Annotated in this window: 11 protein-coding genes; 7 read left to right on the forward strand and 4 right to left on the reverse strand. The window is 66.0% G+C overall.

Annotated features, from left to right (window positions below; translation table 11 throughout):
• The first annotated feature begins 23 nt into the window (after window positions 1-23).
• Window positions 24-383 (forward strand): PadR family transcriptional regulator, encoded by a 360-nt coding sequence (locus MXF70_RS07915; protein ID WP_248515082.1) that lies wholly within the window; start codon window positions 24-26, stop codon window positions 381-383.
• Window positions 384-615: 232 nt separating this feature from the next.
• On the opposite strand, the gene MXF70_RS07920 is transcribed toward MXF70_RS07915, so the two are convergent.
• On the reverse strand, window positions 616-1,314 hold the full coding sequence (locus tag MXF70_RS07920) for a DUF7108 family protein (RefSeq protein ID WP_248515083.1): 699 nt from the start codon (window positions 1,312-1,314) through the stop codon (window positions 616-618).
• On the reverse strand, window positions 1,307-1,915 hold the full coding sequence (gene rnhA, locus MXF70_RS07925; RefSeq protein ID WP_248515084.1) for a ribonuclease HI: 609 nt from the start codon (window positions 1,913-1,915) through the stop codon (window positions 1,307-1,309). Before rnhA ends, MXF70_RS07920 begins: the two co-directional genes overlap by 8 nt.
• Window positions 1,916-2,090: 175 nt before the next feature.
• On the opposite strand from rnhA, the gene MXF70_RS07930 reads away from it, so the two are divergent.
• Together MXF70_RS07930 and MXF70_RS07935 are read left to right on the forward strand one after the other, a co-directional pair.
• Window positions 2,091-3,059 carry a transcription initiation factor IIB gene (locus MXF70_RS07930; protein ID WP_248515085.1) on the forward strand — a complete coding sequence of 323 codons (969 nt, stop codon included), beginning with the start codon at window positions 2,091-2,093 and terminating at the stop codon, window positions 3,057-3,059.
• A 619-nt stretch (window positions 3,060-3,678) separates the two neighbouring features.
• Window positions 3,679-5,016, forward strand: coding sequence for a M48 family metallopeptidase (locus tag MXF70_RS07935; RefSeq protein ID WP_248515086.1), 1,338 nt, complete (start codon window positions 3,679-3,681; stop codon window positions 5,014-5,016).
• Window positions 5,017-5,139: 123 nt separating this feature from the next.
• Here the strand turns inward: MXF70_RS07935 and MXF70_RS07940 are convergent, their stop codons facing one another.
• Entirely contained in the window at window positions 5,140-5,577 is a 438-nt protein-coding gene (locus tag MXF70_RS07940) for a hypothetical protein (RefSeq protein WP_248515087.1), read from the reverse strand.
• Between the two features lie 336 nt (window positions 5,578-5,913).
• Between MXF70_RS07940 and MXF70_RS07945 the strand changes: the two genes are divergently transcribed.
• Window positions 5,914-6,645 (forward strand): protein-L-isoaspartate O-methyltransferase family protein, encoded by a 732-nt coding sequence (locus MXF70_RS07945; protein ID WP_248515088.1) that lies wholly within the window; start codon window positions 5,914-5,916, stop codon window positions 6,643-6,645.
• 103 nt (window positions 6,646-6,748) lie between these two features.
• On the opposite strand, the gene MXF70_RS07950 is transcribed toward MXF70_RS07945, so the two are convergent.
• Complete coding sequence (locus MXF70_RS07950) at window positions 6,749-7,261, reverse strand: carboxypeptidase-like regulatory domain-containing protein (RefSeq protein ID WP_248515089.1); 513 nt, start codon at window positions 7,259-7,261, stop codon at window positions 6,749-6,751.
• Window positions 7,262-7,373: 112 nt separating this feature from the next.
• Here MXF70_RS07950 and MXF70_RS07955 point away from each other — a divergent pair, with 112 nt between their 5' ends.
• The 3 genes from MXF70_RS07955 to MXF70_RS07965 all read left to right on the forward strand — a co-directional run bounded on the left by MXF70_RS07955 (window position 7,374) and on the right by MXF70_RS07965 (window position 12,667).
• On the forward strand, window positions 7,374-8,129 hold the full coding sequence (locus tag MXF70_RS07955; protein WP_248515090.1) for a queuosine precursor transporter: 756 nt from the start codon (window positions 7,374-7,376) through the stop codon (window positions 8,127-8,129).
• A 242-nt stretch (window positions 8,130-8,371) separates the two neighbouring features.
• Window positions 8,372-10,360 carry a prolyl oligopeptidase family serine peptidase gene (locus MXF70_RS07960; RefSeq protein ID WP_248515091.1) on the forward strand — a complete coding sequence of 663 codons (1,989 nt, stop codon included), beginning with the start codon at window positions 8,372-8,374 and terminating at the stop codon, window positions 10,358-10,360.
• A gap of 297 nt (window positions 10,361-10,657) precedes the next feature.
• Window positions 10,658-12,667 (forward strand): AMP-binding protein, encoded by a 2,010-nt coding sequence (locus tag MXF70_RS07965; protein WP_248515092.1) that lies wholly within the window; start codon window positions 10,658-10,660, stop codon window positions 12,665-12,667.
• Window positions 12,668-12,730: the final 63 nt, after the last annotated feature.

Here is a 12,730-nt window from a genome sequence, read left to right on the forward strand (position 1 = left end):
AATGTGCTCACAACAGTGCATCTATGTCAGAGGCCCAGGCGGTCGACGGCTCGAAGGCGCGTGATCTGACTGCGTTTCAACGCCACATACTAACGATTCTCGCGGAGGAGCCGATGTACGGGCTCGCGATCAAACGCGAGCTCGAAGCCTACTACGACGACGAGGTCAACCACGGCCGTCTCTACCCGAATCTCGACGATCTCGTCGAGATGGGGTTCGTCGCAAAGAGCGAGCTCGACAAGCGCACGAACCAGTACGAGCTGACCGACGCCGGCTACGCCGCCGTGCTCGATCAGATCCAGTGGTCCCTCGAACGCGTCGTCATCGACGAAGACCGCGCGGCGGAGGTCCGGTCGATCGTCGACGACGCGCTCGACTCGTAGCCGGCTGGACGGAGTTTCTCGCACCGGGTGACCGACTGGTCCCTTCGATTCCATCCCCGCCTCCATCGCTTCGCCACCTCCGTAGCTTCGCCGCTTCTTTCGGTTCGAGGCTTCCACCGCTTCGCTGCTTCCATAGCTTCACCACTTCCATCGTTCGCCGCAGTCCCTCCGTCGTTTCTGTTGCGTCGCTGGGTCTACTGCACAGTCTTCTCGAGAAGCAGTCTCCGACGTGCTAGGGTTCTGCGTCCTCTGTGGTTGGCATCGGCACGTCCAGCTCGTCGTAGACGTACGCGATGGACTGTTCCAGTGCCGCACGCTGGTCGTCGCTCGGCCAGACGTTTCGCGGGTAGTACTCCTCCTGGAACCAGCGGAGTTCGGCGGCAGTCACTGCCGGGATGGGTTTCGCGTGGTGGTTCGAGACGTACTCTGCGAAGGCGTCGGCGTTCGCGGCGTGGAGATCGCCGTGGGTCTCGCGGACGCGCTCGACGACGGAGTCGTTGCGCTCGGCGACGGCGTCCCAGGCCTCGGGGTCGTCCGCGGTACCGAGATCGACGTCCGCGGCCCGGTCGATCTCGTCGATCTGCGCCGGGTCGATCGCTCCCTGTTCGTCGCGCCACTCGATGGGATGGCAGACGAGCGTCGGGGCGGACTCGTCGCTCTCCTCGCGGATCACCGCGGCGTACTCGTACTCCGCGAGAAGCTCCGCGCGCCGGTCGCGATAGCTCTCGGCTTCGGCGTCGTCGGGCACTCGCCGGGCGAGCCTGGTGAGTCGTTCGGCTTCCTCGATGGCGGAGTCGGGCAGCTCGGGCTCGACCACGTCGTCGTCGCGCTCTGGTGGCTCGACGGGGTCGACGTCGAGGTCCGTCTCGCCGGAGTAGGGTGCGACGCGGCGGTCGAAGGGATCGTCCTCGGGCGACTCTTCCTCAGGCATCGTCGAGGGCCTCGTTTGCGAGTGCGTCCGCGCGGTCGTTCAGCTCGCGAGGCACGTGCTGCAGGCTCCACTCCTCGAACTGCTGGAGTAGCTCCATCGCGCGCACCCGGCGCTCGCGAAGCTCGGGCACGTTCACGTCGTACTCGCCGCGGATCTGCTTGAGGACGAGCTCCGAGTCGCCGAAAACGTCGAGGTCGTCGAACCCGTAGTTCTGCGCGACCTCGAGTGCACGGATCAGCGCCTCGTACTCCGCGCGGTTGTTCGTCGTTTCGCCGAGAGTCTCGCCGCCCTCGGCGACGATACCGTCGTCCGCCGCGAGCACGTAGCCGAGCGCAGCCGGCCCGGGGTTGCCTCGGCTCGCGCCGTCGAAGTAGAGCTCCACCGCGCCGGTGTCGCCACCACTTCCCTCGCCTGCGAGGACTGCCTGGATGTCGGTGGGCTGGGCGCCCTGGATCACGACCTTGCCGTCGTAGGCGACCGCGGTCGCCTCGCCCAGCGTCGCACGCCAGTGCTCGTGATCGGTGTTGCCGGCCTCGACCGTTGCGCCGGCGTCCGCGAGGCGCGTGCGCGCCTGCTCCACGTCGCACTCCAGTACGGGCATTGAGCGCAGGTGAGGGGTTCTGGCTGAAAACGTTTCCGTTCGGGCGTCAGAATGCGTATGGCAATGGCGGAGACGGCTCGGGGTCCCCCAGAACGCCCCGGTTTCTGACCTCGAAGTAGCCGACGAATACCGGCGAAGGGTTTAAGCCCGAGAAACAAACTACTATAAAAATGCGATGACACGGTCTACCCGTCAACGGGAGCGCGAGTCGGAGCAATCTTCGGAGCAATCCTCTGAGGAAGAGACCGTACGGGAGTGTCCCGAGTGTGGTTCGGAGGATCTCGTCAAGAGTTCCGACCGGGGCGAACTCGTGTGCGATGACTGTGGGCTGGTCGTCGAAGAGGAGCAGATCGATCCCGGCCCCGAGTGGCGAGCGTTCAATCACCAGGAGCGTCAGGAGAAATCGCGGGTGGGCGCGCCGACCACCCAGACGATGCACGACAAGGGCCTGACGACCACCATCGACTGGAAGGACAAGGACGCCTACGGCCGCTCGATCTCTTCGAAGAAGCGCAGCCAGATGCATCGCCTGCGGAAGTGGCAGGAGCGCATCCGTACCAAGGACGCCGGCGAACGAAACCTCCAGTTCGCGCTTTCCGAAATCGACAGGATGGCGAGCGCGCTCGGAGTTCCCCGCTCCGTACGGGAGGTCGCATCCGTCATCTACCGCCGCGCCCTCAAGGAGGACCTCATCCGCGGCCGGTCGATCGAGGGCGTCGCCACGGCGGCTCTCTACGCGGCCTGCCGAAAGGAGGGCATCCCGCGCAGCCTCGAGGAGATTTCGGAGGTCTCGCGGGTCGAGCGCAAGGAGATCGGCCGGACCTATCGGTATATCTCTCAGGAGCTCGGCCTCGAGATGAAACCCGTCGATCCCAAGAAGTACGTCCCCCGATTCTGCTCGGAACTCGAACTCAGCGAAGAAGTCCAGTCCAAAGCCAACGAGATCATCGAGAAGACCGCCGAGGAGGGGCTCCTCTCCGGGAAATCCCCGACCGGCTACGCCGCAGCGGCGATCTACGCCGCCTCCCTGCTCTGTAACGAGAAGAAGACCCAGCGCGAGGTCGCCGACGTCGCGCAGGTCACCGAGGTCACGATCCGGAACCGGTACCAGGAGCAGATCGAGGCCATGGGCATCCACAGCTAGGGAACTCGGTTGGTTCGGTCGCGCAAAGCAACGCTCACAGACAAGCTCGTTCGCTCCCGCTCCTCTTCGCGCCGGTTTCTAGCGAGTAGCTTGCTGCGGTTCAGGCCCTACAACCACGAGCGCGACAACCACGGCCTCGAAAGCCCCGGCCAGCTTCGCCACCGTCGGAGCAAGCTCCAACGAGGTCACGCTCGCTCCGCTCGCGTGACTCCCGCGGCTCGCTGCGCTCCTTGCTTACTCCGTTCGCTGCGGTGCTTGCTTCGCCGGGGTTCGCGTAGCTGGCCGCCCCTTTCAGTCCCACCCACTGGACCTGGTCAACCGGCATGGGTGGGACTGAAAGGGGCCGCGCTCTCGACGAAGGACGGCGACGCAAGCACTGGAGGCGAGCGTCAGCGAGACGAAGCGCGCAGCGAGCCGCCCGAGTCACGCGAGCGCAGCGAGTGTGACGTCGAGAGTCGCAGCCCGCGCAGGCCGAAGGCCGAGCAGGAACGTCTCTCGGAAGTCGAGAGCGCGGGGGCTTTCGAGGCTGCCGGTGCGGAACGGCGAGATCCACCGCGTACGCATCTGAAACCGCTACAGAATCGCAGCAGTTTCCCCGCTCGCACGCCAGCAAGCTGGTATGCTCGTCGCACACGTCGTCCTGGTCGGCCTCGTCGTCGGGACGACAGCGCTCTACTCGGCGCTCTCGATCCTGAACGTCCGCTACGGCGGGCGGGCCGTTCGCGAGAACGCAGACTGGCTCGCCGAGGAGCTCGGCGTCGACGATCACGAGGAAATTCTGGGGTACCAGCGCGCCAGAACCGGTGCGTCACTGCTTCAGACGTGGGTCAGTCTCACGTTGTTGCTCGGCGCGCTCTACGCTGGCGTCTTCACTGCTGCCGTCGAGTTCCTCGCGGACACCGGCCTCGACCCGATCCTGCAGGGCGTCGTCTTCGTCGCCGGCCTCCTAGTCGCCCAGCGCGTCGTCGCCGCGCCGTTCTCGGCGTACTCGACGTTCGCGATCGAGGCGAACTTCGGCTTCAACGAGCAGTCGCCGAAGTTGTGGCTCAAGGACCAGCTGTTGGGCCTCGCGATCGGGCTCGTCATCACGCTCCCGCTCGCCGGGATCCTCTTCTGGCTCGTCGAGACGTTCGCGACGCCGATCTGGGTTGGCGCGGGCTGGGCGCTCGTGATCGGCGTCGGCTTGCTGATGCAGATTCTCTACCCCCGCGTCATCGCGCCGCTGTTCAACGAGTTCGAGCCGCTGGAGGACGAGGACGCCCGCGCGGCGATCGAGGACCTCTTCGAACAGGCCGGCTTCTCGGCATCGGGCATCTACACCATGGACGCGAGCCGGCGCTCGACGCACCTCAACGCGTACTTCGTGGGCTTCGGCTCGACGAAACGCGTCGTACTGTTCGACACGCTTCTCGAAGAGCTCTCGACTCGGGAGCTAGAGGGCGTCCTCGCTCACGAACTCGCCCACTGGAAGTTCAACCACATCTGGCAGCGCGTCGGCGCCAGCGCCCTCCAGATGGGCGTCGTGTTCGCGGCCTTTGGCTGGCTCCTCGGCACCGACTGGCTCCCGGAGCTGTTCGGCCTGCCTGCCGAGGCGACCTACGCGCACCTCCTCGTCGCAGTGTTGCTCGTCTACCCGCTGCTGGAGCTGACGGCACCATTGCTCAACCAGCTCTCCCTCGCACACGAGCGGGAGGCCGACGGGTACGCCGTCGAGCAGCTTGGCGACGCGGAGCCGATGGCCGGAGCGCTCGCGACGCTCGCCAGCGAGAACCTCGCGAACCCGTTCCCCCATCCCTGGTACGCGGCTTTCTCCCAGAGCCACCCGCCGATCCCCGAACGGATGCGCCTCGTCCGCGAGCGAGCTGGTGACGCCAGCGATAGAGACGGCGATGGGGATTCGGGCGCTGGCGGTCCTGGCACTGACGCTGGCGACACCGATCCCGCTGCCAGCGACTGAGCGCGTCGCCGGCGGAAAGTGATTCTCCGCCGGATTATCGCGTCCGCTCCCGTCCACTATCTTCCTCTCCGTCACCGCACTCTCCTCCCTCTCCGCCGGTCACCGTTCCCCATCGGTTCGTTGCTATCCCCGCCGCGGCGACGCCTCGGGGGCGGTCTTGACTCGCGCGACGAGCGCGCCGCTAATGTACCCCAAAAAGAGCATCATTGGCCCGCGAAGCGCCAGGTCGGCCATCGCACCGATCGACCCCAGGAAGACGAATTCGACCGCCCCCGATCCCGCACGTGGAAATGCGGTGAGATACGTCGCTCGAAACGCGAACAGCGCCGGGAGCATCGCGAGGAGCCCGAGGCCGACCCCGACGAACCCGTTGGTCGCCGACTGGGAGTAGTAGCCCCCGCGCAACCCCGCGGTCGCTCCGCCGAGGACGCTCGCCGGGAACAGCCAGCCCGGCCGACCGAACGCGAGCACTGCGACAGTTCCACAGACCGCCGTGACCGCTGCCCCTTGTAGCACCGGACGCCACTCGAAATCGAGACTGGAGGTGACGATATCGCTCACGATATGTGCGGTTGCCGACGCCAGCACCAATGTTCTTGCGCCGCGATCTCCGTTCGCGTCGATTCGACTACCAGGGAATGCAGCTGTATCCAGTAGGGGAACGTGCGATTCAACGGCCTCAGAAAGTCTCCCAGCGGGAGGGTGCTTCCGTATCGGGCTGTCGTACCGTCCACCGTTTCTCAGATCGTGGTTCCTGGTAGTCCGATCGTGCAGCCGACCGTCTGGTCCTCCAAAACCCGTACTATCGACGATATTCGGTATCGAGCCACACTCTCGTTTGCCCACTATCCCGCTCCATGCGCGCGATTCAAGGCCCTCCATCCCGGAGAGCGAAGTATGGAACCCGCGGTGCTGCGCGACGATATGGTCGACAGCCTCGAACACGAGGCCAAGGCCGTCGTCCGTAGCGATACCGTGGGTCTCGCGATGCGCGAGGTCCCACGGGAGGAGTTCGTCGACGAGGAGCGCGCCGCCTACGCGGACACCGCACACCGAAGCCACGGCACCCGCGTTCTGGCGCCGAGCACTGCTGCCCGCTTGCTCGAGGCGCTGGCACCGACGGAGGGTGACGAGGTCCTCGTCGTCGGCGCTGGCGTAGGCTACACGGCGGCCGTTCTCGCGGAGATCGTCGGCCCCCGACGCGTTCACGCGATCGACATCACGCGACAGCTCGTTTTCGAGGCGCGCAGCAATCTCGCTTCGGCTGGCTACTCGGAGGTCCTCGTGGACTGTCGCGACGGCGCGGAGGGGCTGGCGGAGTACGCGCCCTTCGACCGGATTCTCGTCGAAGCGGCGGCCGTCGAGCCTCCCGAACGCCTCGTCCGCCAACTGGCCGACGACGGGCAGCTCGCGATGCCGCTCGGCGCAGGCCAGCAGTCGCTGACCGTCGTCGAGCCCGACGGGAGCCAGGAGCCACTCGGTGGCGTCGCCTTCGCGCCGCTCCTGGTCGAGGGCGAGCAGGCTGGCGCCGTCGAGCGGAATCGGACGGCACGGGAGGAGCGCGAGCGTGCCGATCAGGCTGCCCAGCGCCGGGCTGGCTGGGAGCATGACTGGATCGACTGGGACTGACGCCACTCGGAATCAGTCAGGCCTGACGCCCACCGTGATCGACCAAGCGCCGATCTCTCGCTCCCGAACGGCGGCTCTGGTCTGTCTGCAACTGTGAGCTCACTCAGCTCAAGACGAGAATTTCGGCGTTCTCCCGGTCGTCCTTGAACTGCGAATCGGGATGCTGTAGGCTGATTTCGAGCGTTCCCTGGTCCTGGTTGTCTTCGAGCTCGGGGGTAATGCCGTCGAACGTAGCGGTCCCGTCGCTACCGGACTCTGCGTGCTGGGTGCCATCGGAGAGTCTTGCCGAGGATCCCTGGAGGACGACGGTCGCCCCGGAGACGGTCTCGCCGTTCTGATCGACGACGGTGATCGTCACGTCGCGCTTGGCATCTTCAGAGACGTCGATCGTGTCCGGTTCCGGCTCGGCGTCGAGCTCGGTCTTTCCGACACCGCCGACGTCGTCGATCATCGTCATCATCACGGAGAGCGCCGCGACCCCGACGAGCAGCGCGATCACGAGCCGGATCGGAAGCCCTTCGATCGCCCGTTCGTCGTCGAAAATCGCCGTTGGGGAACGGATATCGATACCACTGTTGCGTGCCGGTGCGCCGCCGGAGTCGTCTGGGGACGGCATGGGGTCGAGTCGCCGCGGCATCCTACGTAAAGGCCCGGACCAGGTGCTCGCGGCGTCGTCTCTCGAGGGTGGATCGAACCCTACTTGCCGAACGCCGGCCTGGCGGGGAGTAATGAGCGCCGAGCCGTCGACGTCCACGCGCGGGGCACCTGCCCCAACGATCGGACAGGTCGCGTTGATCGCACTGTTCGTCACCTCGCTCGTCACCGCACAGCTCACGGCGACCAAGCTGCTCGCGTTCGATCTCCCGGTATCGCTCCCGATCGTCGGCGCAGCGATCACGCTGCCTGGCGCCGCGCTCGCGTACGCGGTGACCTTTCTCGCCACGGACTGCTACAACGAGCTCTACGGAAGGCGACCCACGCAGCTCCTCGTCAACGTCGGCTTCGCGATGAACTTCGTCCTGCTCGCGCTCGTCTGGTCGACGATCCTCGCGCCCGCTGCGGGCCAGGGCGTCCCTGCCGACCAGTTCGAGACCGTACTCGGCGCGGGAACGAACGTCGTGATCGCGAGCCTGCTGGCGTATCTCGTCAGCCAGAACTACGACGTGATCGCCTTCGACTGGATCCGCGAGCGAACCGATGGCGACCATCTCTGGGCGCGAAACGTGGGCTCGACGGCCTCCAGCCAGGCGATCGACACGGTGATCTTCGTGACCGTGGCCTTCGGCGTCCTCCCGCGTTTGATCGGGGTCGGACAGGTGACGAGCTGGGATCTCGTCCTCGAACTGATCGTCGGGCAGTATCTCCTCAAACTCCTGATCGCGCTGCTGGACACGCCCTTCGTCTACGGAGTCGTCGCGGCGGTTCGCCGCCAGGAGGAGGGCGACCAGTCCGATGGTCCCGACGCACTGGCCTGGCGATCCTGACCGGTCGATCGCTCAGCTACGCGCTCCTCTTCGTCCCTCCTTCTTTTCCCTCTCTTTCATTCCTCTCCCTCTCTTTCATTCCTCACCCTCTCTTTCATTCCTCACCCTCTCTCATTGCTTTCTCCACTTCCCACATCCCACGCCGATCCGACGAACGATTTCGGGCACCAGCGTGCAGCATTTCACACGAACGTTCCGCCGGTTTCCCAAGCATTGATTCCCCGCGGGGCGAGCCGTCATCTATGTCACAGCAAACCGATACGGAGGACGTTCTCGAATCTCTCGCGAGCCTCCCGTCATTCCACCATCCGACGGCGTCGCCAGACGGCGAGACCGTCGCAGTGTACTACGACGACACCGGACGGAACGAGCTCCACCTGATCGACGTCGAGAGCGGCGAACGACGCGTCGTGACCGACGGCGAGGTCCCCCGGAACGCCCGCTGGCCGATGGCGTGGGGCCCCGACGGCGAGAGGATCTACTACCACCAGGACGAGGGCGGGAACGAACAGAACGACGTCTGGCGGTTCGGCGTCGACGCGAAGGCGCTGGAAAGCAACGCCGGGGGTGCGGATGGCGACGCCGGCGCAGCCGAGCCAGTGGTCGAGATGGACGGCCAGGTCTCTCTCCAAGACGTGGCCGACGACGGGACGATCTACGTGGGGTCGACCGCTGGCGGACAGATGAACCTCTACCGGCGCCTGCCCGACGGCGAAATCGAGCAGATCACCGAGTACGAGCGGGCCGTCTTCGGCTGCGAGCTTTCCCCCGACGGCGAGCGGATCGCCTACGGCACCAACGAGGCCGAGGACTACAACAACGTGGACGTGTACGTCGCCGACGCCGACGGCTCGAACCCGAGAACGCTCGACATCGGGGAGGTCGGTGCCGAGGCGTCTGCCGTGGAGTGGGGTCCCGACGGCGATCGCCTGCTCGTCACCGATAACTCGACTGACCTCTCCCGCGTGGGCGTCTACGACCTCGAGAGCGACGAGGTCACGTGGTACGGCACGGGCGAGTACGAGGAGGCTCCCGTCGCCTTCCTCGAGGACGACGCCGGATCGGCCGATCGGATCGTCGCCGTGCGCACGCGCCGGGCTGCGAAGGTCCCCGTCGTCTACGACCTGGAGAGCGGCGACGGTCGCGAACTGGAGGTCCCCGAGGGCGTCACGATCCCGGCTGGCGGCGGCCGGGGATCCGACGGCTCCCCGACGATCGCGGACGGTCGGCTGCTCCTGACTCACACCACGCCGGACCGCCGACCGGAGCTGCTCGCCTACGATCTCGATTCCGACGAGACTGCGGTCCTCCTCGAAGCCGAGTACGGCCCATTCGACCCTGCGGACTTCGCTGACGCGGAGTACTTCCGTTTCGAGTCCGACGGAGTTCCCGAAACTCGGCAGGCAGCCGTCGAGCACGACCCCTACGAGGAGTTCGAGATCGGCGCCCTGTTCTACGATTCCGGCGAGCGCCCCTCACCACCGTCGGACCGAGAGTCCGACGAGGATCGCAGTGCTTCGAACGGCTCACCGCTCATCGTCAACCCCCACGGCGGCCCCCGCGCTGCGGACACTCTGAGCTTCGACCTCTACACGCAGTTCCTGCTCTCGCAGGGCTACAGCGTCCTCCAGATCAACTACCGCGGCTCGACCGGTCGCGGCCGCTCCTTCGTCGAGGAGCTCTACGACGACTGGGGCGGCGCCGAGCAGGGCGACGTCGCAACCGCCGCCGAGACGGTCCTCGATCGCTACGACTGGCTGGACGACGACCGGGTCGTCGTCTTCGGCGGCTCCTACGGCGGCTACTCGTCCTACTGGCAGCTCGTCCAGTACCCCGACCTCTACGACGCCGGTATCGCCTGGATCGGTCTCACCGATCTCGAGGTGATGTACGAGGAGACGATGCCTCACTTCAAGACCGAGCTGCTGGAGAAGAACATCGGCACGCCCGAGGACAACCCCGAACTCTACCGCGAGCGCTCACCGATCGAGTACGCCGAGAACCTGAGCGCACCCGCGTTGCTCGTCCACGGCGTGAACGACCGCCGTGTCCCCGTCTCGCAGGCACGGCTCTTCCGTGACCGGCTGGAGGAACTGGGTCACGAGGAGGGCGACGCCTTCGAGTACGTCGAACTCGGCGAGGAGGGCCACGCCTCCTCGGACATCGATCAGAAGATCCGGCTGTTCGAGATCCTGGCGGACTTCCTCGACCGGCGGGTCTCTACAGCGTAATCGGCAGCCCAAAGGTCACACGCGCTCCCACCCGTTCGCCGACTCGTTCCACCGATCCGGCTCGGTCATCTGCCCGTTCGCCTGCTCGGTCATCTGCCCGTTCGTCTGCTCGTTCGTTTGCCCGTTCGCCTGCTCGTTCGTCTGCCCGATCGTTCGTTCGCTCTTTCATCCGATCGCACTCCACGATCTCCTCGACGCTACGCACTCGCCTGGATCGAGGCGTTCTGCAGCCCTCCGTTTCGTCTGACCGCGATCGTTTGACCAAGAACTATGGGGATCGTTTGCTACAGATGACCCATGGATACGCTCGAGGACATCGACGAGGTCGTCCACGAACCCGACGCCGACTTCGTGGAGTCGACCAACGTCTGGCAGTTCATGCAGCGCTACGGCATCGAAGAGTACGAGTCGCTGATCGAGCGGACGACGACGGAGATCGAGGGAGAGCCGGACTCAGGCGTCGAGTGGTTCTGGGACGTCCTGCCCGACGAGCTCGGCATCGAGTTCGACGAGCCCTACGACGCGGTTCGAGACGACTCGGCGGGGCCACAGTTCTCCGACTGGTACCCCGGCGGGCAGATCAACGCTGCGCACAACGTACTCGATCGCCACGCCGCACGGGATTCGGGAACGCGAAACCACGTCGCCTGCATCTGGGAGGGGGAACCCGGTGACGTGCAGCGGATCACCTACCAGGACCTGCGACAGCAGGCCGATCGGGTCGCGAACGCCCTCGAAGAGCGCGGCATCGAGCGGGGCGACACCGTCGGGCTCTACATGCCGATGGTCCCCGAGGTCATCTCGATCCTCTATGGCTGTCTGAAAATTGGGGCAATCGCGGTCCCGATCTTCTCGGGGTTCGGCGTCGACGCGGTGGAGACGCGGCTCTCTGACGCCGAGTGCTCCGTGCTCTTCACCGCGGACGGCTTCTACCGGCGGGGGGACCACGTCTTCCTGAAGGACACCGCCGACGAGGCGATCGAGGCCGCTGGCTGCGTCGAGCACACGATCGTCTACGACCGTCTGGGCGCCAGCGATCCAGACACTGGGGTCGACGTGCTCTGGCACGACGATCGCGACGAGTGGTGGGAGGACGCCGTCGCGACTGCCGACGAGTACTACGAGACGAAATCGCTCCCGAGCCAGCACCCCGCCATGCTGCTGTACTCCTCGGGGACGACTGGGCAACCGAAGGGGATCGTCCAGCCCCACGCGGGCGCGCTCCTCCAGTCGGCCAAGGAGATCTACTTCGGCTTCGATCACCAGCCGTCGGATCGGTTTTTCTGGGTATCGGACATCGGCTGGATGATGGGCCCCTGGACGCTGCTGGGCAACCACGCCTTCGGCGGCACGATCTTCATGTACGAGGGTGCGCCTGACTACCCCGAGCCCGATCGATTCTGGCGGATGATCGACGACCACGAGCTTTCGGTCTTCGGCATCTCGCCGACGGCGATCCGCGCGCTCCGCAAGCAGGGCGAGGAGTGGCTCGACGGCCACGACCTCTCCTCGCTTCGCCTGCTGGGCTCGACCGGCGAGCCCTGGGATCCCGAATCCTGGAACTGGTTCTACGAGAACGTTGGTGGCGGGGAGTGCCCGATACTCAACATCTCCGGCGGGACCGAGATATTCGGCTGCTTCCTCATGCCGACACCGATCCAGCCGCTCAAACCCTGCACGCTCGGCGGGCCCGGTCTGGGGATGGACGTCGACGTCGTCGACGCCGACGGCGACTCGATCCTCGACACCACCGACCGTGGCTTCCTCGTCACGCGCGACTCCTGTCCCTCGATGACCCAGTCGCTGTGGTCCGGCGACGACCGCTACATCGAGGAGTACTGGTCGACGTGGGAGGATCTCTGGGACCACGGCGACTTCGCCCAGCGCGACGCCGACGGCTTCTGGTTTCTCCACGGCCGGGCCGACGACGCGATCAACGTCGCCGGCCGTAAGGTCGGGCCGGCGGAGGTCGAGGGTGCCCTGATCGATCACCCCGACGTCAATCAGGCTGCCGCCGTGGGCGTCGACGACGAGACGACCGGACAGGCCGTCGTCGCCTACGTCGTCGTCGAGTCCGGCGTCGAGGAGACCGAGGACCTCCGCACCGCGCTGGTGAGCTGGGTCGGCGACGAGATTGGCAAACCGTTCCGCCCCCGCGAGCTCTTTTTCGTCGACGCGTTCCCGAAGACCCAGTCCGGGAAGATCATCCGGCGTGCGATCGCCGGCACCTACGAGGGCGAGACGCTCGGCGACATGTCCTCGATCGAGAACCCGGAGGCACTCGAGGCGATCGAGGACGCGCGATAACGCGCCCGCTCATCGGTTTAGGTTTCGTGAACCGCTTGGCCGGACTCAGGCCGAAGCGATCGT

The sequence above is a fragment of the Salinarchaeum laminariae genome (genome assembly GCF_023204835.1).
GTDB classification, from domain to species: Archaea; Halobacteriota; Halobacteria; order Halobacteriales; family Salinarchaeaceae; genus Salinarchaeum; species Salinarchaeum laminariae.